Annotated in this window: 15 protein-coding genes; 11 read left to right on the top strand and 4 right to left on the bottom strand. The window is 62.9% G+C overall.

Translation table 11 applies throughout. The features are described 5' to 3' along the window. Positions 1-21 precede the first annotated feature (21 nt). The 5 genes from Q0I65_RS08625 to Q0I65_RS08605 all read left to right on the top strand — a co-directional run bounded on the left by Q0I65_RS08625 (position 22) and on the right by Q0I65_RS08605 (position 6,114). Entirely contained in the window at positions 22-2,301 is a 2,280-nt protein-coding gene (locus Q0I65_RS08625; protein WP_296062492.1) for a molybdopterin-dependent oxidoreductase, read from the top strand. 82 nt (positions 2,302-2,383) lie between these two features. Continuing rightward, on the top strand, positions 2,384-3,250 hold the full coding sequence (locus tag Q0I65_RS08620; RefSeq protein ID WP_296062489.1) for a DUF2064 domain-containing protein: 867 nt from the start codon (positions 2,384-2,386) through the stop codon (positions 3,248-3,250). A 64-nt stretch (positions 3,251-3,314) separates the two neighbouring features. Beyond that, complete coding sequence (locus Q0I65_RS08615; protein WP_296062487.1) at positions 3,315-4,631, top strand: radical SAM protein; 1,317 nt, start codon at positions 3,315-3,317, stop codon at positions 4,629-4,631. Between the two features lie 5 nt (positions 4,632-4,636). Beyond that, complete coding sequence (locus Q0I65_RS08610) at positions 4,637-5,662, top strand: DUF169 domain-containing protein (protein WP_296062485.1); 1,026 nt, start codon at positions 4,637-4,639, stop codon at positions 5,660-5,662. Between the two features lie 14 nt (positions 5,663-5,676). After that, the gene (locus tag Q0I65_RS08605) at positions 5,677-6,114 is read left to right on the top strand and encodes a GNAT family N-acetyltransferase (protein WP_296062482.1); all 438 of its coding nucleotides are present in this window, start codon (positions 5,677-5,679) and stop codon (positions 6,112-6,114) included. Between the two features lie 171 nt (positions 6,115-6,285). Here the strand turns inward: Q0I65_RS08605 and Q0I65_RS08600 are convergent, their stop codons facing one another. Together Q0I65_RS08600 and Q0I65_RS08595 are read right to left on the bottom strand one after the other, a co-directional pair. After that, positions 6,286-6,855, bottom strand: coding sequence for a flavin reductase family protein (locus Q0I65_RS08600; protein WP_296062480.1), 570 nt, complete (start codon positions 6,853-6,855; stop codon positions 6,286-6,288). 86 nt (positions 6,856-6,941) lie between these two features. Further along, positions 6,942-7,373, bottom strand: a complete 432-nt coding sequence (locus tag Q0I65_RS08595; RefSeq protein ID WP_296062478.1) for a helix-turn-helix transcriptional regulator — start codon at positions 7,371-7,373, stop codon at positions 6,942-6,944. A 341-nt stretch (positions 7,374-7,714) separates the two neighbouring features. Here Q0I65_RS08595 and glmS point away from each other — a divergent pair, with 341 nt between their 5' ends. After that, positions 7,715-9,541, top strand: coding sequence for a glutamine--fructose-6-phosphate transaminase (isomerizing) (glmS, locus tag Q0I65_RS08590; RefSeq protein WP_296062475.1), 1,827 nt, complete (start codon positions 7,715-7,717; stop codon positions 9,539-9,541). A gap of 15 nt (positions 9,542-9,556) precedes the next feature. Beyond that, the gene (gene acpS / locus Q0I65_RS08585) at positions 9,557-10,147 is read left to right on the top strand and encodes a holo-ACP synthase (protein ID WP_296062472.1); all 591 of its coding nucleotides are present in this window, start codon (positions 9,557-9,559) and stop codon (positions 10,145-10,147) included. A 208-nt stretch (positions 10,148-10,355) separates the two neighbouring features. Here the strand turns inward: acpS and Q0I65_RS08580 are convergent, their stop codons facing one another. Beyond that, positions 10,356-11,246, bottom strand: coding sequence for a hypothetical protein (locus Q0I65_RS08580; RefSeq protein WP_296062469.1), 891 nt, complete (start codon positions 11,244-11,246; stop codon positions 10,356-10,358). 604 nt (positions 11,247-11,850) lie between these two features. Here Q0I65_RS08580 and Q0I65_RS08575 point away from each other — a divergent pair. The 4 genes from Q0I65_RS08575 (at position 11,851) to ligA (ending at position 17,063) form a co-directional block, all read left to right on the top strand. Next, positions 11,851-13,014 (top strand): IS110 family transposase, encoded by a 1,164-nt coding sequence (locus Q0I65_RS08575; RefSeq protein ID WP_296062467.1) that lies wholly within the window; start codon positions 11,851-11,853, stop codon positions 13,012-13,014. A 269-nt stretch (positions 13,015-13,283) separates the two neighbouring features. Further along, positions 13,284-14,207 carry an NAD(P)H-hydrate dehydratase gene (locus tag Q0I65_RS08570; protein WP_296062464.1) on the top strand — a complete coding sequence of 308 codons (924 nt, stop codon included), beginning with the start codon at positions 13,284-13,286 and terminating at the stop codon, positions 14,205-14,207. 108 nt (positions 14,208-14,315) lie between these two features. Then, positions 14,316-14,846, top strand: coding sequence for a DUF308 domain-containing protein (locus Q0I65_RS08565; RefSeq protein WP_296062459.1), 531 nt, complete (start codon positions 14,316-14,318; stop codon positions 14,844-14,846). A gap of 81 nt (positions 14,847-14,927) precedes the next feature. After that, positions 14,928-17,063 (top strand): NAD-dependent DNA ligase LigA, encoded by a 2,136-nt coding sequence (gene ligA / locus Q0I65_RS08560; RefSeq protein WP_296062456.1) that lies wholly within the window; start codon positions 14,928-14,930, stop codon positions 17,061-17,063. Positions 17,064-17,177: 114 nt separating this feature from the next. Here the strand turns inward: ligA and queA are convergent, their stop codons facing one another. Beyond that, a complete protein-coding gene (gene queA, locus Q0I65_RS08555) occupies positions 17,178-18,332 on the bottom strand; it encodes a tRNA preQ1(34) S-adenosylmethionine ribosyltransferase-isomerase QueA (RefSeq protein WP_296062454.1) in 1,155 nt (384 codons plus the stop codon). Positions 18,333-18,334: the final 2 nt, after the last annotated feature.

The raw sequence follows: 18,334 nt of genomic DNA, 5'->3' as shown, positions 1-18,334 counted from the left end.
GCCGCGAAGGAGGATGCGTAAATGCGCGAGGTGCGCAAAACGAACTGTCATTTCTGCGGGTATCTCTGCGCGTTTCATGCGACGGTGGAAGACGGGCGCGTCGTGGATCTGGAGCCCGACCCTTCGCGATACCCTTACGACCCGAAGGTGCTCGCGGGGTGCCGTCGTTGGAAGATGAACCTCGACGTGCTCGATGGGGACGACCGCGTGAACTACCCCCTGCGCCGCGTCGGTGCGCGTGGGGCGAACGAATGGGAGCGCGTGAGCTGGGACGAGGCGCTTGACGACATCGCGCAGCGTCTATCGAAGCTTCGCGACCAGTATGGCTCCGAAACGCTTGCGTCCATGATCGGTGGGCCGCATGCGTCGTTTTGGCCGCTGCACCGCTTCATGAACATGTTCGGCTCACCGAACAACATGGGTATCGGGCAGATCTGCTGGAACCCGCGCATCTGGATGGACGCGCTCACGTTCGGTTGGACGATCGAGGCCGACATCAACGACGACACGGAATGCGTCTTCATCTGGGGAACGAACCCGGCCGAGTCGGACAACTCGCTCTGGTGGCAGTCGATTCGCCGCATCGGCAAGTCGGACACGCCGCTCGTGGTGATCGATCCGCGCTACACCAAGACCGCTTCCTGCGCCGATTTGTGGATCGCGCCGAAGACGGGCACGGATTGCGCCCTTGCGCTCGGCTTCGCGAACGTCATCATCGCCGAGGGCCTCTACGACCGCGATTTCGTTGCGGAATGGTGCCACGGCTTCGACGAGTTCGCTGCCCATGTGGCGCGCTACACTCCTGAATACGTTGCCGAATTCTGCGGCGTGTCGGCCGATGACGTCCGCACCGCGGCGCGCTGGTTCGGACGCGCCCAGGCGGCGGCGCTCGTGTCGGGGCGCGGCATCGACCAGTCGGGCCGCAACGTGGCGCCCACGCACCGCGCGATTTGCTGTTTGCGCGCGATCACGGGCAACGTCGACAAGCCCGGCGCCTGCATCATCACCGAGATGAGCGACTTCACTACAGAAGTCGAGCTCGAGATGACCGACGAGATGGCGCCCGAGCACAAGGCGCGCTGCCTGAACACCCCCTACACCCCGCTTCAATGCTACGAGGGCTACGCGAAAGTGCAGAAGGTGACCGAGCGCTTGGGCTGCAGGCTCCCGACGCGCTACATGACCTCGGCTCATCCTGATCTCGTGCTCCGTGCGATGGAGACAGGCGAGCCCTATCCGGTGCGCGCGCTCATCGTGAACGCGACGAATCCGCTGCTCACCTATGCCGACACGCATCGCGTGTTCAACGCTCTCATGGGCCTCGACCTGATCGTGGTGATCGACTACTACCTGACGCCGACCGCTTCGATTGCCGATTTCGTCCTGCCTTGCGCAGGCGCGATCGAGCGCCCGCTCTTCCAGCAGCATGGCGGCGTCGCGAACATCGCCTACGGTGGCCCGGCTGCGGTCGAGCCGTACTACGAGCGCAGAAGCGACTACGACATCTTCCGCGCTTTGGGGCTTCGCCTGGGGCAGGCAGCGGCATGGCCGCACGAGACGTTCAAAGATGCGCTCGAGGACGTGCTCGCCCGCGCGGGCATGACCTGGGAAGAATACTGCGAGCGCGGCATGTACTTCCGCCCGCCCGTCCCCTTCAAGTATCTGTATCCCGACGAAACGGGCAACCCGCGGGGCTTCGCCACCACCACGGGGAAAATCGAGCTTGCAAGCGAGATCCTTCCCGATTTCGGTGGCCAGCGCCTGCCCGAGCCTGCGCCGTGCCTCTCGCTTTGCTCAGACGAGCTCATCGCGCGCGCCGAGGCGTGTGGGGGAGCGCATCTCGCGATGGTCACCGGCGCCCGCAAGCAGCCCTACAACGCGTCGATGTACTTCAACAACCCGAAGTTTCGCAAATCCTCGCCGCATCCCGCGGTGGAGATCTCGCCCGAGACGGCACAGAGGCTGGGACTTTGCGCGGGAGACACCGTCGAAGTGGCCACCGACAAGGGGAGCGCGCGCTTCGTGCTGGAGGTGCGCACGATGCGCGACGATATGGTGAACGTCGATTATGGCTGGTGGCACCCCGAATGGACGCCGGGCGCGCCCGATTTCGGCGGCATGTGGGAGTCGAACGTGAACTGCCTGACGACCTGCTCGGTTGCGACGGGCGAGCCCATGATCGGCACCTGGTGGTACAACGCCATCGATTGCGTGATTCGGAAGGTCGACGGCCCCCTTTCGTGGCAGGATGATTCCTACGTGAAAGAACGTACTGATGCGGGCAAGGACGGTGCCAGATAGCGGCTCGCGTCCTATAATGTGCAAGGTGCACTAATGGTGAATGCGCTCGAAACCGAGCGAGTGATATACGAAGGAGAGTATTGTGGCAGAGAAAAAACAAGCGTTGCTCCTGTTCTGCAAGCCGCCCGTTCCGGGTCTGGTGAAGACGCGCCTGACGATTGAGCGCGGTGGTTTTTTGAGCCCCGAGCAGGCGGCAGAGCTGTTCCGCCGTTGCCTGTACGACGTGAGCGAGATGTGCATGCAGGCGCTTCTGTCGATGCAGGCGGACAACGACGCCCTCGTCGCTGAGGACCCGTCGGTCGACAAGATCACCTACGACTTCTTCGTGTCGACCACGCCGGCCGACAACGTCGAGCTCATGCGCGAGACCTACGACTCGCTTGGCAAGTGGCCGATGGAGATCCACTACATCACCGACAAGGGCGCCACGTTCGACGACCACTTCGATGACGCCTTCAAGCAGATCTTCGACATGGGTTATGAGCACATCGTCTCCGTCGGCGGCGACGTCCCGACCATGCCGATCACCCACATCTCCCAGGCTTTCCAGTGGCTGGATTACTTCCAGGACCTGGGGACCCCGGGCTTTGTGCAGGCGCCCTGCCAGGAGTGCGGCACGTCGCTTGTCGGCTTCAGCTACAACACGCCGATCAACCATCAGGGCGTGTACTACAACCTCACCGGCAAGCCCGCGCTCGACGCCTACGTGGAGAAGCTCCAGGAGATGGACATCCCCTCGGCGTACTTCACGCCCGTCGCCGACATCGACGAGAAGGTCGACCTCGCGCACGCCGTGTCCTGCATCCGCGCGATCAAGGAGGCTGCGAAGTACCAGACCGAGATCTACGTGCCGCAGCGCGTGCTCGATTGGTGCGACTTCATGAACATCCGCGTTTCCACGCCGCCGAACGACAACCACGATCCTCGCCAGTACATCGACGAGGAATAGGGGGTTGCGGCGGCTTATCAGCCGCCACAACGGGCCGTTGTTTCAGACCAGATAGGACGAGATTTTGCGTACTTTGCATAAAACGGGGGCACTGTGCCCGACGTGCCTGAAGGAGCTGCCGGCGGAGGTGTACGCCGACGACGAGGGGGTCGTGTGGATGACGCGCACGTGCCCCGAGCACGGCAAGCTCGACACGCGCATGTGGCCCTCCGCCGAGCACTACGAGTGGCTGCTCTCCGAGGCGTTCGAGAAGACCAAGCCGCAAAACACCATCCCCGTGACGGACAAGTGCCCGTTCGGGTGCGGCACCTGTGCGCGCCATGAGCGCCGCGGCACGCTGCTCGAGATCGAGGTCACGCGCAACTGCAACCTGCATTGCCCCGTGTGCTTCATGAACGCCGAGACCGGCGAGGGCGACCCGACACTCGATGAGATCTCGGCGATGTACGACGTGATCGCGAACGCGGTGGGAACCGACGGCGCGGTGCAGATCACTGGCGGCGAGCCCACCTGCCGCAAGGATCTGGTCGACATCATCTATATGGGCCGCGAGAAGGGCTTTTGGGGCATCGAGGTCAACACGAACGGCCTTGTCATCGCGAACAAGGAAGGCTACCTCGAAGATCTTGTCGCCGCGGGCCTCACTGGCGTGTACCTCTCTTTCGATGGCTTGACGGGCGACGTGTACAAGGGCACGTGCGGGCGCGATATCCTGGCGACCAAGCTCAAGGTGATCGAGCGCTGCCGCGAGGTTGGCATCCAGGTGGTGCTCTCCGTCGCGGTCGTTTCCGGCCTCAACGACGACCAGCTGGGCGACCTTCTGCGCTTCTCGCTTGAGAACGCCGACGTCGTGGCCGGCTTGGCGCTGCAGCCTGCCTTCACCTCCGGCCGCTTCGACGCCGAGCGCGCCATGCCCATGAGCGCAGGCGACGTCATCTTCGATCTGGCCGAGCAGTCCGACGGCCTTCTGCGTGTGGAGGACATCTGGCCGCTCGGGTGCTCCAACCCGCTGTGCGACACCGGCGTGTTCCTGGTGCACGGCACCCCGCCCGAGGGCGTGCCCGCGCATCCGTCCGGATTCTATCCCGCGACGCGCGCGATGACGACCGAGGAGTATCGCGAGGGCTACAGCCCCGACAGCCCGCAGGGCTCGGTGTTCTTGGATATCCTCTCCAAAAAGGGCGTTGAGGTGAAAAGCGGCCTGTCGGTCATCATCATGAACTACATGGATGCCATCTCCATGGACACGCAGCGTCTGCGCGAGTGCTCCATGATGGTCACCGTGCCTGATGGGCGGGCCATTCCGTTCTGCTCGTACCATCTGACGGACTCCTCGGGACGACGCGTGTATCCGCCCTGGTGCAAGGAAGAATTGCGGTAGCGAACATGGACACTCAAGATCAGATCGCGTTGTGGGACGCCTCCAACGACGCGAGCGAGACCGTTTACTCGGTGACCAACGACGCATCGCGCTGCGTGAAGTGCGGCCTGTGCATCGCGTTTTGCCCCTGCAACGTGCTCGAAGCGAACGAGGAGGGCTATCCCTTCGCAGCGCACATCGACAACTGCGTGGGGTGCACCACGTGTGCGGGCAACTGCCCCCAGCGTGCGCTTACCGTCGAATGCGAGGGAGACGCAACGTATGATCCCTTCGCTGACGAGCCGCGCGCCGAGCCGATCGACGCCGAGCTTCACCGGCACTATGCCGAGCTGGAACGCACCATCATGGATAAGCTCGACCTTCGCTGGCGCCCCGTCGCGGTGAGCCTCATCGACAAGGACGAGCTTCTGCCCGACGTCCCCATGCCATCCGAGAACCTGCGCTTTTGCCAGGCGATGATGGCGGCGCGCCGTGGTGCGAGCATCCTCATGCCGCCGTTTCGGCATTCGTGCCCTGATGGCACGTCGATTTTCGGCATGACGGGCGTTCCTGAGAAGCTGGCGACGGGCGAGATTTACGTGCTCTTCCACAAGGTGGTGAACGCGGAGGCCGCGGCGCGCATGGTTCGCGAGCGTCCGACGCTTCCCCCGCATAGCCGCCGTGCAACCTACGTCGCGCCGCTTTCGAAGACGGTGCGCAAGCCCGAGGTGGTCGTGTTCACGGGCACGCCCGAGCAGATGATGTGGCTGTGCATGTCGATGAGCTACTACAGCGGCCATCGCTTCGATTTCCACGCATCGGGCTTCAACTCGATGTGTGTGGAGGCGGTGCTGTATCCCCTGATGAAGGAGGAGCCGAACATCACGTTCGGGTGCTACGGCTGCCGCGCGGCGACCGACATCGGCGAGGACATGATGTTCATGGGCGTACCGACCGATCGCTTGGAGACGGTGGCGCAGGGGCTGACCGAGCTTTCGCTGAAGGCGATCCCGCACTCGCGTATGAAGATCTACGTGCCGCCCATCATGTAGTGCAAGGCCAGGTCATGAGCGATTTGTTTACGCTGCGCCCGGCACGTGAGAGCGACTGGGCGCTTATCAATTACTATGCGTACAACGAGGGGATGGACGCCATCCCCTCGCTTGAGAACGTCACCGTCGCGGCGAACAGGGACGACGACTGCGTGGGCTTTTGCCGTCTGGCGTTCAGCGAGGCGGGAATCGCGCACGTGAATCCCGTGGTAATCAACGAGCAGTGGCGCGGGTACGGCGTCGGGCGGGCGCTTATCGACGACGCCAGAGCGCATCACGACGAGATTCGCCTGGTAGCACGCGGGAAGTCGATCGAGTTCTATCGCGTTTTGGGGTTCACCGAGATTCCCTGGGACGATATCGCCCCCGGTGTGACGGAGGAATGCGACGGGTGCCCGCTCATCGAGGAGTGCGGCCCGCTTCCCATGGGATGGAAGCGCAAGGACGCATAAGGGCGCCGAGAAAAGCGAAGCTGGAAACAAGTGCGGGGCTCTGCCATCGTTGAGGTGACAGAGCCCCGAGTTTTTCTTTGGGTTGAGCGGTGATGCGCGAACCCAAGGTACTCACAGCGGTGGAGGGTCTCCTTAGTCGCCAGGATTGGTTCCTCGCGGCTTGCGGGCCTGCTACAGCACGCGGTCGGCGGCGTAGGTGCCGTGCTGCACGCAGAGGAGCATATCGTGGGGAATGAGCTGGCCTTTTCCGTCGCGTTCGCAGTCGATATGCGCTTTCTCCACGTTGCAGATGACAAGCAGGTGATCGCCAGCTTGCTGGATATCGTTCACCCCGCAAACTTCCCAGGCGTACGCGAGCTCGGGCACGGGAACCGGCGAGCCGTTTTTTGCGGTCGCGGTGAAATGGGGGACTTGTGAGGCCTTATCGACGATGTTTCCCGAGGTAGTGCCGCAGTATTCTGCAAGCTCGACGGCCTTTTCAGTGGCGGGAAGCGTGGTGATGCTACAGGCCCTCGATTGTTGGATGAGCTGCATGGTGCGCGATTTCGCGCGGAGGGCGAAGGCGATGAGTGGGGGATTGTGAGAAAGCGGCGTGACCCAGATGACGGTGGCGAAGCAGGTTTCACCACTCGGGCCGCATGCGCCGATGATGGTCATGGGGCGCGGGTCTTGCAGTGCGGCGATGTCGCGGCCGGACACTGCGGGGTAATCTTGCGCGCGACGCGCGGATGATTCGCTCATGGGGCTCCTTTTTCAGGTGAGAGATAACGATTGCGGAGCTCTCGCAGTCGAGGGGCTCACCGCCATGAGCGAATCGAGTGCGAAAGTTAGTGCGAGCAGGTCGGTGCGTCGGGGAGCTCGATGTCGAGCGCGTCGGCGGCGTCCTTGCGAAGCTCTTCGAGCGTGAGCTCGTAGCAGGCGAGCGCGTCAATCCAGCGGCGCAGGCAGCGACGACCCTTTTCTGTAAGCTTGAACAGGCGTTTCGCCGATCCCTCGGCGGGAGTTTCCCACTCGGAGGTGACAAGCCCCGATTCCTCCATGCGCTTAAGCGCGCGGTAGACGCCTGTCGCGTCGGGTTTCTTTCCGCCAAACATCGGGGAGCTGGCCGCTTGCTGGACGATGATGTAGCCATGAAGCGGGGTTTCCGATTGGGCAAGCAGGGTGAGAATGGTGGGTTGGGAAAGACGATTGAGCGATTTGCCCAGCTCAGCGCATTCCTTCAAGTCGTCATCCGACTTTGGATGGCAGCTGCTCCACATAATGCAGGACCTCTTTCGTACACGTATACGTCTGAAACAACTCCTTATTATCGCTCAAAGCTAATCAGCCTGCCAATATTTTCCGAAAGATTACAGGGGCTTTCGGTTAGTTGCGCGAGGGTGGCGGATTGCTCGAAAGCTAAAGCGCGCGAGCAGGGTGTGCGGCGGTGCTCGCGGCGGCGTGGCTGCACGGGACTTGCCGTTGGTGACCACGCGACCAGGATGCGCCACTGCCGAGTGATTTTCTGCTTTGACGGCCATGGGGACTTCCAACCTGCGCGAATCACCTAGAATAGGTGCGGAAAAAAGCGCGCCCGCGCCTGACGACAAGGAGCTCTCATATGTGCGGAATCGTGGGATATACTGGTAAACGCCCAGCTCAGGGCATTCTCATTCAGGGTTTAACACGGCTTGAGTACCGCGGTTACGATTCGGCCGGCATCGCGGTGCAGGAGGGCGACTCCCTTGCTGTCATCCATCGCAAGGGCAAGGTGGCGAGCCTGGCGCACACGCTGTCGCATTTTGATTTCCAGGGCACGTGCGGCATCGGGCACACGCGTTGGGCTACGCATGGCAAACCGAGCGAAGCGAACGCGCATCCGCACACTTCTTGCGGCGGGCATATCGCCGTCGTGCACAACGGTATCATCGAGAACTTCGCCGAGTTGCGCGAAGAGCTTGAGGGTCGCGGGCACGTCTTCACGAGCGAGACCGATACCGAGGTCGTCGCCCATCTTCTTGAAGAAGCCTACCAGGGCGATCTCGTTGCGGCGCTGCGCGAGGCGTGCTCTCGCATCGTGGGCGCGTACGGCCTTGCCGCCGTCTGCGACATGGAGCCGGACGTCATCGCGGTCACGCGCAAGGATTCCCCGATTGTCATCGGGCAGGGGGAAGACGGCGCGTACGTCGCCTCCGACATGATCGCCATGATCGACGCCACGCGCGATGTCGTCATCTTGGGGGACGGCGAGTACGCGCGCATGACCGCTTCGGGCATCGAGTACACCGACGAGGCGGGGCGTGCGATCGAGCCGCGCATCACGCATGTCGATTGGGATCTTGACCTGGCCGAAAAGGGCGGCTACCCCGATTTCATGCTGAAGGAGATCCACGAGCAGCCGCGCGTCATCCGCGACACGCTCGCTGGGCGGCTTGTGAACGGTGCGCTCTCTATCGACGAGCTCGACCTGACTCCTGAGGAGCTCAACCTCATCGACCGCGTGTACGTCATCGCGTGCGGCACGAGCTACCATGCGGGTCTCATCGCGAAGAACCTGATCGAGGGCTGGGCGCGCATTCCCACGGAATGCGAGGTCGCAAGCGAGTTCCGCTATCGCAACCCCATCATCACCCCGACGACCCTCGTCGTGGCGGTGTCCCAGTCGGGCGAGACGGCCGACACGCTCGCCGCTATTCGCGACGCCCGCGTGAAGGGCGCCCGCGTGTTCGGCATCACCAACGTGGTGGGCAGCCCCGTGGCGCGCGAGTCCGACGGCGTCATCTACACGAAGGCGAACAAGGAAATCGCCGTTGCGTCGACGAAATCGTTCTTGGGCCAGGTGGTGAGCTTGACGCTGCTCGCGATGCTGCTCGCGCAGGCGAAGGGCAAGCTGCGCATGAACCAGATCCGCCTCCTGTTCCGCGAGCTGGCGGACACGGCTGAGCAGGTCGAGCGCATCCTCGCCGAGTGCAAGCCCTCCATCGAGGAGGCGGCGCGCGCGTGCAAGGACGCTCGCAACGCGCTCTTCATCGGGCGCGGCATGGGCGCTGCCATCAGCTACGAGGGCGCGCTCAAGCTGAAGGAAATCAGCTACCTGCACGCCGAGGCGTACCCCGCCGGCGAGATGAAGCACGGCCCGATCGCGCTCATCGACGAAGGGTTCCCCGTCATCGCCATCGCGACGAAGAGCCCGGTCTACGACAAGGTCGTTTCCAACCTGCAGGAGAGCAAGGCCCGTGGCGCGATGATCGTCGCCGTGGCCACCGAGGGCGACGAGGACATCAAACAGCACGCTGACCACGTGATTTACATCCCGAAGGTTCGCGATGCGTTTTCCGCCATCACGGCGAGCGTGCCGCTGCAGCTGTTCGCCCGCGCCATCGCCGTCGAGCGCGGCTGCGATGTCGACCAGCCGCGCAACCTCGCGAAGAGCGTGACGGTGGAATAGGGAAGCGGGGTCTTGATGCCTGCACGGAAAGAGGAAACCGTTCGCGCGGTCGAGGACGCCGCCGCGGTGTCGCTGCCCATCGACGGAGCGGTCGGCCTTGGCGTCGACATCGTCGAGATTGCGCGCATGAAGAAGATTCTGGAGCGCACTCCGTCGTTCGCGCGCAAGGTGTTTTCCTGCGAGGAATGCTGCTACTGCGAGGACACGGCTATGCCCGAGGTCCATTTCGCCACGCGCTTCGCTGCGAAGGAGGCCGTGGTGAAGGCCCTCGGGTGCGGCTTCACTCGCGGAATCGGAGTGCGCGACATCGAGGTGAAGCGCTCGTCGAAGGGGCGGCCTTATGTGGTGCTGTCGGGCCGCGCGAAGGAGGTAGCCAAGGAGCTGGGCGTTCGCGAGCTTCCCATCTCGCTTTCGTATACGCATACCGATGCTGTCGCGTGTGCATTGGCCATCACGGAGGATTCCCAGAAGGCGGCGGAGGAGCGGGTCGACCAGAAAGCCGAGCTCGCGAAGCGCTTCAAGGAGGCGCGCTCGATGCTCGATGAGATCGACGCCCCTGCGGACGCTGCACCTTCCGGTGATGCGGCCTCGACCGAAGGCGCCTAGCTCGGGAATGCTGCTCCAACCGCTCGACTTTATCCTTGCGGTGGTGCCGTGTACAAAAATGACGATAAGTTATGAATTCTCTCCATAACTCGAGGGATTTCACCCCAGTTTCGCCACACATGTCCATAAAAATTGACATTTCGAGAGGAATTTGCGCTTTATCTGTCCCATTTTTAGTACAGATACCGTATTCCTCCACAACTTATCGTTATTTTTGTACACGAAGGAGCGGGGCTAGCAGCTGCTTGCGGAGCTTCATCTGCCGACTGCGGAACTCCTCGCTGCGGGGATGGATTCTATGCCGAAGTCGACGGGAGAGGATTCGCGCTGTCTTATCGAATGCGATCAAGTCATTGAACTGGCGTTTCGTGACGCATATCTCCGTCACCCCCAGATGCACGAGGATATTGCGTCGACGAGCGTCGTTCGCAATGCGCGAAGAGCCGGTGTGCCATTTGTCGCTGTCGTACTCGACGGCGATGTTCTTATCGGGCCAGAAAAGGTCGGGGAACAGCACGCTGTTTCCCGTAAGCCGTTGAACGTGCGCCGGAAGGTCGATGCGCGGGTTGAGCTGCGGATGGGGGATTCCGTAGCCGCCCATGCGGTAGGGGAGGCAAAGATGCAGCACGAGCTGGGTTTCTCGCGGGGATGCCGCTCCCGCGAGAATGTGCGGTATAAGCCGACGGGCGAACTTGGCGCCGTTCAAACCTGTCATGCGGTCGAGCATCTGGTTGATTCTCAGGGGCGTGGTCAGGGGGTATGCATCGCTGATGCCAACTCGGTATGTCCCGCAGAGCGCGAATGCGATTCGAAGGAACTCGATTTCGCCGAGCGTCTGGGCGGATTGGATGAGCGCGAACTCGGGCGAGCAGACGAAGACCCCTGGTGCTGCAAGATGGAAATCCGCAGGTCCGAGCTCAAGAGTGGTCGTATGGATCGCGACATCGTGCGAGTGTCTTGCTGCCTCGTGTGTTTCGACAAGAAGATGCACTTTCTCGTGCTGCCGTTCTTCAGGAAGAATGCTCACAGCTGCCGTTATCTCGGATTCGCGAAGGGGAATGCTAAGCTGGGGAGTGCTGGAGGATCGAAAGTCGTCCATGTGGGGGCTTCCGACGTGCGAGAGCCAGTAGTGAAGAGCTGATATGTGACAAACAACAACATCCATGCCGCGATTGTAGCAGGGTATAATCCCAGATAGATTGAAAACCAATAAAATAGGCAGCTGTCTAATATATATCAAGAATAACGGGTAAAGAATGGAGTGACACCCGGCGGGGGTGCCCTCGGGTTGGCGCTCGATCGGGGGCGCTCCCGAGCGTTTTCGGGTCGCTCTTGCAGTATCGCTCCCTTGCTCCTTCGGTTCCCGCTCGAGTTGGCTTCGGTCTGCCACAGGGCTGGCGCTTGCGGATCGTCGCCCAGCTTGCCCATTACAGTAAAAAACAGCTAGTTCGACGGTTGGAGCAATCAATCGCAAAACGGACTACGATTGACGCAAGTCCCGAGGGACTGCCGATCGGGCGCCCGCGGACGGCCTTCCGCCCCTGCCCCAAGAGGGCCCGGGGGGTGTTGCCGACGCGGGCGCCGCTGTTTCCGACGACTGATAGGAAACTGCCGGGCCTTCCGCCAAGATGAGCCACGGCCATGTAATGTGGGTGTCGCGGGAAGCAGCATTCCGATCGACCGACGATTGGAAGGATACCACCATGCCATCCGCAATATCCCCACCCAAGGCCGTTTTGGGCATCGACGTCGGCAAGTCGTCGCACTGGGCATGCCTCGTCACGCGCGAGGGAGAGGTCGCGCTCAACAGGCGCGTCCGCAACTCGGAAGGCGATCTCGACGGCCTGTTTTCCCAGGTCGCATGCGATACGATCGTCGTCGTCGACCAATGTCGCAACATCGGCTTGCTGGCGATCTCGCGCGCGAGGCTGGCGGGGCTGGGCGTCGCGTACCTGCCCGGGCTCGCCGCGCACCAGGCCGCCAGGCTGTTCGCGGGCGACGCCAAGACCGACGAGCGCGACGCCCTCGTCATCGCGAAGACGGCGCTGGGCATCCCCGACGCGCTGCTGCCGGTCCCCGAGCCCGACGAGGCCCTCGAGGCGGCCAGGTCGCTCGCAGCCCAGAGAAGCCACATGGTCACCTGCGCCACCAGGGACAAGAACCGCCTCCGCAGCATATTGCTGGAATCGTGCCCCGCGTTCGAGGCGCTTGCCGACCTGGGCGACCGGCATTGGCTGAACATGCTCGAGAAGCTGGGAGGCCCGTGGGGCTGCATCGACGCCGGGAAGCCGGCGTTCGGCGCCGTCACGAAGGGCGCGAACCGGGCGAGGATGGATGCGGCCTGGAACGCCGCCATGGCATCAACCAGACCCTCAAAGCGACGGGTCGACGCGGAGAACCCGCAGGTCAGGATGCTTGCAAGGAGGATAAGGGAGGCGCTGGAGGAAGCGGACAGGATCGACCGGGAGATCACCGCGCTTCTGGCGGGGGACGGAACGTACGAATGCCTCGTCACCATCCCCGGCATCGGGCCGAGGACCGCGTCGGAGCTGGTCATAGGCATAAACATCGAGGATTTCCCGGATCACGACCACCTTGCCTCCTATTGCGGCATCGCCCCGCGCAACCGCCGGTCGGGCACCTCGATATCGTCGGTCTCCGCATCCAGGCAGGGCAACAGGAGGCTTAAGAACCTGCTCATATTCTCATGCAACTCCCTGGTCAGGAGCGAGAACCGCTTCGGCGAGTACTACCGCGCCTGCAGGGGCCGCGGCATGTGCCACGGAGAGGCGCTCAAAGCCGTCGCGCGCAAAAGGCTGAAGGTGATCTACACGATTATGCGGGACAAGGTCCCGTACTCGGCCTAGCGAGCCGATCGAAAAAGGGAAGGCGCAGGCCCCTTACGGGGCCCGCGGCAGCGTTGTCCTCATCGAGCGAAATTCGCCAACAAATCAGTTGACAAAACTATAGGAACACCCCCATTGGCGCGTTCGCTCAAATCTTCGCTTTGCGCCGCTCGCCCCGTCCACTGAAATCGCAAATCGGATAAGATGGTGGGCAGCTTGAGGGGGCTAAGTCGGACGTGCAGCGGTTATACTCAAGCAAGATGATGAAAAAAACGCGAAGGGACTTCAAGATGATTGCATGGAGTTATTCGGACACGAAGCTGTGCGGCCTTCTTCCCGAGCTTGCGCAAGATGCGAACAAGTACACGCGCGGGAAGGTGTCGCTCGTTGCCGGCTGCTCGCGCTATCCTGGTGCCGCAGCCCTCGCTGCGTTGGCGTCTCAGCGCATGGGGGCGGGGTATACCGAGGTCATCTGCGCGCCGAAATCGGTCGATGCCGTTCGCGCGGTCAGCCCCTCCCTCGTCGTCCGCTCGTGGAAGAACCTTTCCCCTAGCGATTTTCCGCCAACTCGGGCGGGTCATCCGTCGGCGTACGTCTTAGGCCCTGGCTTCGACGTGTCGAGCGGATCGTGCGAGAAGCTCGCCTTCACCGTGATCGAATCGGTTTGCGCGCCACTTGTGGTAGACGGGGGTGCTCTTGCCTTCCTTGCTACGAAAAAGGGCCGCAAGCTCGTCCAAGAGCGGTTCGAGTCCGGGCTCGAGACGATCGTGACGCCCCATGCGGGTGAGGCGGCTCGGCTTGCCGCCCCCTTCGGTTTCCCGACCGACGATGCTGACGAGCTCGCACGCCTTATCTCGCTTGCGTATGGCGTGACGGCGCTTGTTAAGGGGCCTAAGAGCTTCATCTCCGATGGCGAGACCACTGCGGTGATGGACGAGGGGACGCCTGCGCTCGCGAAGGCCGGTACGGGAGACGTGCTTGCGGGTATGATCGGCGCGCTCCTCGCGCAAGGGCTCGCGCCTTTCGATGCGTGCGTGCTCGCGGCGACGTTTCACGCCCGGGCGGGCCGTCTTGCCGCATCCGAGCTCTCCGAGCGATGCGTCGTGGCGGAGGACCTGCCGCGCTATCTTCCCCTGGTGGTTCGGGAACTCGAGGCGCTTAAGAGCCGCTTGAGCGAGCGGGAATTGTACGCACGCTATTCAGCAAGTGCGTAATAACTATTCACCGCGGCGAACGTGCGCGGTAGAATGTGGCTGTTGCATGAGGGCGCGGCGCGCTGACCACGGCGCGGTGCCCGTCGATACCAAAGGAGGTCGATCGTTATGGCGGAATCGAAGCGTCACGATTGGGGGCTTATTGTCGCAGGTGCGCTCCTCGTCTTGCTCGCAATCTTCATCACCGCGTTCCCCGGACTCACGTTGGCGACGATCACGGCGATACTGGGCGCTGGCTTCCTTGTGAGCGGCATCCTCGATCTTGTGGGATATGTGCGCCTGAAGGGAAACCTGTTCACCTCGCCTTCGCCCTGGATGATCGTGTATGCGGTTCTCGACATCATCATCGGCGTTATGCTGCTGCTGCATCCGATTGTCTTTGCGGGCGTTGTTTCGTGGCTCGTGGGCATCTTCGTCGTGGCGTTCGGCGTCATCGAGGTCGTTGGCGCGGTTCAGCTGCACAAGTTCAACATGCCGATGTGGGGTTGGATGGTGTTCTCGGGCATCGTGGACATCTTGTGCGGCGTGGTGTTCTTCGTCTACCCGGCGATGCTCGCTGTTTTCTTGGCGGTATTTGTCATTATGCGCGGCGTTTCCCTTATCATGTACGGATGGCGCGCCGACAGCGTGCTCATGTAGCGTCGCCCCGGCGGGCGGCCGCATAGCGAAACGGTATCAGGCCCCGGCATGCCCGGGGCCTTGTTCGTGAAGGGGACGGATATGCCCGAAGAGCAACAGAATCTGTTCAGCGGCGATGAATTGGCTGCTCAGGCAACCGATCCGGCAGCGCGCATCGAGGCGCTCCGCCGCGAGATCGAGCACAACAGCTATCTCTATTACGCCCTCGATGCACCCGCGATCTCCGACGGCGCGTTCGACTCGCTCATGCACGAGCTGCGCGCGCTCGAGGCGCAGCATCCGGAACTCATCGACCCGTCGAGCCCGACCCAGCGCGTGGGCGGCTATGTCGGCGATCAGTTCGCACCCATCCAGCACGAGCGGCGCATGTACTCGCTCGACGACGCCATGGACGCCGGCGAGCTCGACGAGTGGCTCGGTCGCGTGGAGGACTTCTTCGGCGAGATTCCCCCGCTTGTGTGCGAGCTGAAGATCGACGGCTCCTCTGTCGCCTTCACCTTCGAGAACGGGCGCCTTCTGAAGGCGGCGACGCGCGGCGACGGTACGACGGGCGAGGACATCACGGTGAACGTGCGAACCGTGCGAGACGTTCCTTTGCGCCTGCGCGACGAGGCGCTTTCCGCCATCCGCAATACCGAGGAGCCTATCGAGCTGCGCGGCGAGTGCTACATGCCCAAGTCGAGCTTCGAGTCCCTTAATGCGGCGGCGGAGGCGAACGGCAAGTCGGGGTTCGCCAATCCGCGAAACGCTGCTGCGGGCAGCCTTCGACAAAAGGATCCGCAGGTCACGGCGCATCGCGATCTGTCGACGTTCGTGTATGCGGTGGGCGACGAGCGCAAGCTCGCGCTCGATACGCAGTGGGACCTGCTGCAATGGTTGAAGCGCGCGGGCTTCCACGTGAACCCCGACATCGAGCTTGTCCACTCGGCAGAAGAGGTCCATGCGTTCTGCGAGCGCTCGCTGGAGCGCAGAAACGCCTTGCCTTACGAGATCGACGGCGTTGTCGTGAAGGTGAACTCGTTCGCACAGCAGGAGGCGATGGGCTACACGGCGCGCGCTCCGCGCTGGGCGATCGCCTTCAAGTTCCCGCCCGAGGAGAAGACGACGCTGCTGCGCGACATCACGGTGCAGGTCGGGCGCACGGGTAAGCTGACGCCCGTGGCCGAGCTCGACCCGGTGCGCGTGGCGGGCTCCACCGTGGCCCGCGCGACGCTGCACAACGAGGACGAGGTGCGCCGCAAGGACGTGCGCGTGGGCGATACGATCATCGTGCGCAAGGCGGGCGACGTGATTCCTGAGATCTTAGGGCCCGTGCTTTCCCTTCGTCCGGCCGATGCACAGCCGTGGGAGATGCCGCGCGTGTGCCCGAGCTGCCAAAGCCCCGTCGTGCGCGAGGAGGGCGAAGTCGACTACCGCTGCATTTCTATTGATTGCCCAGCTCAAGCGGCCGAGCGCCTCATTCATTGGGCGAGCCGCGGCGCTATGGACATCGATGGCATGGGCGAGGAGATCATCGGGCGCCTTATCGAGAGCGGCCGCGTGACCGACGTTGCCGACTATTACACGCTCGATGTGGTCGAGCTTTCGATGCTCGACATGGGGCGCGTGAACAAGGATGGCGTGCCGATCCGTTTGGGCGAGACCGTGGCGAAGAAGCTCGTGGCGGCGATTGACGAGAGCCGTACGCGCCCGCTCGCCAGGCCTCTGTTCGGTTTGGGGATTCGCCATGTGGGAAAGACGATGGCGGAAGCGCTCGCTGCGGCGTTCCCCTCGATCGATGCGCTCATGGCGGCAAGCGAGGAGGAGCTCGCTGCGGTCGAAGGCGTGGGTCCGAAGATTGCGCGATGCGTGTACCTGTTCTTCCGCACGCCCGACAACGTGGCCGTGATCGATCGGCTGCGCAAGCACGGCGTGTCGCTGGAAGATGACGTGCAGGCCGCAGCGGAAGACGCGCTGCCGCAAACGCTTGCAGGGCTGACTTTCGTGCTGACGGGAAGCCTCACGCAAAGCGGGATGACGCGCGACGAGGCGGGGGCTGCCCTTAAGGCGCGCGGCGCGAAGGTGTCGGGAAGCGTGTCGAAGAAGACGAGCTACGTTGTCGCAGGTGAGGCTGCGGGTAGCAAATACGACAAGGCCATAGCGCTCGGCGTCCCCGTGCTCGACGAGGAGGCGCTTGTGCACATCCTGGAAACCGGTGAGGTGCCTGCGGGAGAATAGCTGGGGGAATAGCCGCGGGTTGGGCCGTCACCCTCGGCCTGATTATCCCTCAACATGATGCGAGGCCTCTGCGAACTGGGATTTCGCAGAGGCCTCGCTTGTTTTTCTCGCCTGCTATTTCGCCGGCTTGATGAACATGGCATCGCCGAAGGAGAGCATGCGGTAGCGGCTTTCGATGGCGTGGCGATACGCCGCCATAATGTGCTCGCGGCTCGAGAACGCGCTCACGAGCATCATGAGCGTGCTCTTGGGCACGTGGAAGTTCGTGATGAGCCCGTCGATTACGTGGAAAGTGCTACCCGGCAGAAGGTAGAGGCTCGTGGCGTCTCGATCGCGCGCCGTGATGGCGCCTTCGCCGCCGTTCGCCTGCGGATCCCAGGCGCTTTCCAGGCTGCGGGTCGACGTGGTTCCCACGGCGATGACGCGCCCGCCCGCCGCATGCGTCTCATTGATGGCATCGACGGTGGTCTGCGGCACGGTGTAGAACTCGGTGTGCATCTTGTGCTTGGTCGGGTCGTCCTCATCCACGATGCGGAACGTGTCGAGGCCCACTTCGAGCTCGACGGTTTCCCAGTGGACTCCTTTCGCCTTCAAGCGATCGATGAGCTCAGGCGTGAAGTGGAGGCCTGCGGTGGGCGCTGCCGCCGAAGCCTCGCGGCGCGAGTACACGGTTTGGTACAGCTCTTCGTCGCCTGCGTAGTTTTTGATGTAGGGCGGAAGGGGCGTGTGGCCAACGGCGTGAAGCGCCTCATCGAGCGAGGGGAGCGTCGTGGTGAGGCGCGCGATGCGCTCGCCTTTAGCGGCCGATGCCTCGACGTCCTGGCCTTCGCCCGCTGCTGCGTCGTTCTTCGCGCTCGCCCAGTCGACGACCTCGGCGGAAAGCGCGACGTTTCCCTGCTTGTCGGTGAAGTCGACCACCGCGCCGCTGCCTGGCTTCAGACGCTTGCCAGGGCGCACGAGCACTTCCCAAATGGCCTGCTGGTTGGGTGAATCGGTGAGGGCATCGTCATGGTAGGGCTTCGCCTTCTCACCCTTGACCTCGCGAAGGAGGAACACTTCCGCCTGACCGCCCGTGCCTCGTTTCGCGCCCAGAAGGCGCGCGGGCATGACGCGCGTCTCGTTTGCCACGAGCAGATCGCCTGGGCGCAGGTACTCCTCGATGTCGCGGAAGATGCGATCTTCGAGTTCTCCCGATTCGCGGTCCATTACCAACATGCGGCAGGCGTCGCGCACCGCCGCAGGTTCCTGCGCGATAAGCTCTTCGGGCAGGT

It is taken from the genome of uncultured Ellagibacter sp. (assembly GCF_934643285.1).
Taxonomy (GTDB): Bacteria; Actinomycetota; Coriobacteriia; order Coriobacteriales; family Eggerthellaceae; genus Ellagibacter.
This window is presented reverse-complemented; position numbering and strand designations above follow the sequence as displayed.

What these genes read in the sequence shown, in the direction of transcription:
- Q0I65_RS08600 (WP_296062480.1), bottom strand. Translation starts at nt 6,855, where the DNA reads ATGAGCGAATCATCCGCGCGTCGCGCGCAAGATTACCCCGCAGTGTCC.
- Q0I65_RS08565 (WP_296062459.1), top strand. Translation starts at nt 14,316, where the DNA reads ATGGCGGAATCGAAGCGTCACGATTGGGGGCTTATTGTCGCAGGTGCG.
- Q0I65_RS08580 (WP_296062469.1), bottom strand. Translation starts at nt 11,246, where the DNA reads ATGGACGACTTTCGATCCTCCAGCACTCCCCAGCTTAGCATTCCCCTT.
- Q0I65_RS08605 (WP_296062482.1), top strand. Translation starts at nt 5,677, where the DNA reads ATGAGCGATTTGTTTACGCTGCGCCCGGCACGTGAGAGCGACTGGGCG.
- Q0I65_RS08570 (WP_296062464.1), top strand. Translation starts at nt 13,284, where the DNA reads ATGATTGCATGGAGTTATTCGGACACGAAGCTGTGCGGCCTTCTTCCC.
- ligA (WP_296062456.1), top strand. Translation starts at nt 14,928, where the DNA reads ATGCCCGAAGAGCAACAGAATCTGTTCAGCGGCGATGAATTGGCTGCT.
- Q0I65_RS08625 (WP_296062492.1), top strand. Translation starts at nt 22, where the DNA reads ATGCGCGAGGTGCGCAAAACGAACTGTCATTTCTGCGGGTATCTCTGC.
- Q0I65_RS08595 (WP_296062478.1), bottom strand. Translation starts at nt 7,373, where the DNA reads ATGTGGAGCAGCTGCCATCCAAAGTCGGATGACGACTTGAAGGAATGC.
- acpS (WP_296062472.1), top strand. Translation starts at nt 9,557, where the DNA reads ATGCCTGCACGGAAAGAGGAAACCGTTCGCGCGGTCGAGGACGCCGCC.
- glmS (WP_296062475.1), top strand. Translation starts at nt 7,715, where the DNA reads ATGTGCGGAATCGTGGGATATACTGGTAAACGCCCAGCTCAGGGCATT.
- Q0I65_RS08575 (WP_296062467.1), top strand. Translation starts at nt 11,851, where the DNA reads ATGCCATCCGCAATATCCCCACCCAAGGCCGTTTTGGGCATCGACGTC.
- Q0I65_RS08610 (WP_296062485.1), top strand. Translation starts at nt 4,637, where the DNA reads ATGGACACTCAAGATCAGATCGCGTTGTGGGACGCCTCCAACGACGCG.